General features: G+C 56.8%; 3 protein-coding genes. All 3 read left to right on the top strand.

All coding sequences use genetic code 11. The features are described from left to right. Positions 1-99: 99 nt before the first annotated feature. From tnpA to tnpC, 3 genes are read left to right on the top strand one after another with little or no spacing between them, the layout of a single operon-like run. Positions 100-426 (top strand): IS66-like element accessory protein TnpA, encoded by a 327-nt coding sequence (gene tnpA, locus ACLD1Y_RS31545; RefSeq protein ID WP_429481538.1) that lies wholly within the window; start codon positions 100-102, stop codon positions 424-426. Continuing rightward, positions 423-758, top strand: coding sequence for an IS66 family insertion sequence element accessory protein TnpB (tnpB, locus tag ACLD1Y_RS31540; RefSeq protein ID WP_176561544.1), 336 nt, complete (start codon positions 423-425; stop codon positions 756-758). The genes tnpA and tnpB overlap by 4 nt, the downstream gene beginning before the upstream one ends. A gap of 60 nt (positions 759-818) precedes the next feature. Then, positions 819-2,345 carry an IS66 family transposase gene (tnpC, locus tag ACLD1Y_RS31535; RefSeq protein ID WP_429481537.1) on the top strand — a complete coding sequence of 509 codons (1,527 nt, stop codon included), beginning with the start codon at positions 819-821 and terminating at the stop codon, positions 2,343-2,345. Positions 2,346-2,376 lie beyond the last annotated feature (31 nt).

Raw genomic sequence — 2,376 nt, 5'->3', positions numbered from 1 at the left:
GTAAGGGGCCGGCGAACTCACCTTCCGAACCCCGACTTTAAGGTCGATTGTGTCCGCGTAATTTAAGCGGACGCAATTACCCTTAATATCAGGATCGCCATGCGTGAACGTAAGTCCTACTCAAAATCTTTTAAAGCCCAAGTGGTTCACGAATGCCAACAGCCCGGCGTTTCCGTGGCGGCCATCGCGATGAGTCACGGCATCAACGCTAATGTCGTGCGCCGTTGGTTACCGCTTTTTCGTGATCAACAGGCAGTCGTGTTGCCAGCGTTTGTTCCCGTGAACGTCGCGCCGGTCAATCCCAAGCCAAAGGTTCAAGCGTCGGCGGTTATTGAGCTGCCATTTGGCGAGCAAACCATCACGGTGAAATGGCCTGCTTCCGATCCCGAGGGCTGCGCTCAGTTTGTCCGTGGATTTGCCCTATGATCCGCATCGACAGCATCTGGCTCGCCACCGACCCCATGGATATGCGTGCTGGCACCGAGACCGCTCTGGCCAGGGTGATTGCGGTGTTCGGTGCGGCGAAGCCGCACTGCGCTTATCTGTTCGCCAATCGCCGTGCTACCCGCATGAAAGTTCTGGTACATGATGGGATTGGTGTCTGGCTGGCCGCACGACGGTTGAACCAGGGTAAGTTTCACTGGCCAGGTATTCGCCAAGGTTGCGAGATGGAGCTGGACGCCGAACAACTTCAGGCCCTGGTGCTTGGACTGCCTTGGCAGCGTGTCGGAGCTGGAGGCACCATCACACTGCTTTAAAAATGTAATTCGCGTCTTGGCGAGCTGTCGCCAGCGATCTGCTTTGGTAAAATCCAGAGCATGACTTCCTTACCCGACCTCGACCAAATGACCCCCGACCAACTGCGTGCGTTAGCCGCGCAGTTGATGTCGAAGGTCGACACCATGGGTAGGAAGATCCATCACGATCAGACCCTCATCGAACAGCTGACTCATGAAATCGCCGTCCTCAAGCGACACCGGTTTGCCAAGCGCAGTGAGCAGATCAGCCCGGAGCAAGGCAACTTGCTCGACGACTTGCTCAATACTGATCTTGAGGCTATCGACGCCGAATTGAGCGCACTCTTGCCGGCCCCGGCTCCAGAGCAAACACGTCAAAAACCCAAGCGTGCACCGCTGCCAGCGCAGTTTCCACGTACCGTGATTCATCACGAACCGGAAAACACGCAGTGCTCTTGCGGCTGCCAGCTTCAGCGCATCGGCGAGGACGTGAGCGAGAAGTTGGATTACACGCCGGGCGTGTTCACCGTAGAGCAGCATGTGCGTGGAAAATGGGCCTGCCGTCAGTGCGAAACACTGATCCAGGCGCCAGTTCCAGCTCAAGTGATCGACAAGGGGATTCCGACCGCAGGTTTGCTGGCTCATGTGATGGTGGCGAAGTTCGCTGATCACTTGCCGCTGTACCGGCAGGAGAAAATCTTTGGACGCGCCGGTTTAGCGATCCCGCGCTCAACACTGGCCCAATGGGTCGGACAGACCGGTGTACAGCTTCAGGCACTGGTTGATGCTTTGCGAGAAGCGGTTCTAGCACAACGAGTTGTCCACGCCGACGAGACGCCGGTGCAGATGCTTGCGCCCGGTGAAAAGAAAACCCATCGAGCCTATGTCTGGGCTTACTGCACTACACCGTTTTCGGCACTTAAGGCAGTCGTCTATGACTTCAGCCCGAGTCGCGCCGGTGAGCATGCGCGTAACTTTCTGGGTGCCTGGAATGGCAAGCTGGTGTGCGATGACTTTGCTGGCTACAAAGCCGGTTTCGAAAAAGGCATGACCGAAATTGGCTGCATGGCTCATGCGCGCCGCAAGTTTTTCGATCTGCACGTGGCGAATAAAAGCCAACTGGCCGAACAGGCACTGCACTCGATTGGCGGCCTGTACGAAGTTGAGCGCCAGGCGCGCGAGATGAGTGACGAGGATCGCCGCCAAATACGGCAAGAAAAAGCAGCACCGTTGGCCAAAGCACTGCACGAATGGATGCTGACTCATCGCGATCTTGTGCCCAACGGATCAGCAACAGCCAAAGCCTTGGATTACAGCCTTAAACGCTGGGTAGCGCTGACGCGCTACCTGGAAGACGGTGCTGTACCTATAGATAACAATGCCGTCGAAAACCAGATCAGGCCATGGGCGCTTGGGCGCTCCAACTGGTTGTTCGCCGGCTCGTTGCGCAGCGGTAAGCGGGCGGCGGCGATCATGACTCTGATCCAATCGGCGCGTATGAATGGGCATGATCCATATGCTTATCTCAAAGATGTGCTGACGCGGCTACCGACACAGCGGGCGAGTGAGATTGACCAACTGCTGCCGCATCAGTGGGTATCTGCCTGAGTCATGCAAGGTGACTTCGGCAGACGCTTAC

It is taken from the genome of Pseudomonas sp. 18175 (assembly GCF_050432925.1).
Lineage (GTDB): Bacteria > Pseudomonadota > Gammaproteobacteria > Pseudomonadales > Pseudomonadaceae > Aquipseudomonas.
The sequence above is the reverse complement of the archived record's forward strand: the minus strand, read 5'-3'. Positions and strand labels throughout refer to the sequence as shown.

Bases quoted from the DNA above. Each gene is read 5' to 3' on its own strand.
- tnpB (WP_176561544.1), top strand. From the start codon at position 423: ATGATCCGCATCGACAGCATCTGGCTCGCCACCGACCCCATGGATATG.
- tnpC (WP_429481537.1), top strand. From the start codon at position 819: ATGACTTCCTTACCCGACCTCGACCAAATGACCCCCGACCAACTGCGT.
- tnpA (WP_429481538.1), top strand. From the start codon at position 100: ATGCGTGAACGTAAGTCCTACTCAAAATCTTTTAAAGCCCAAGTGGTT.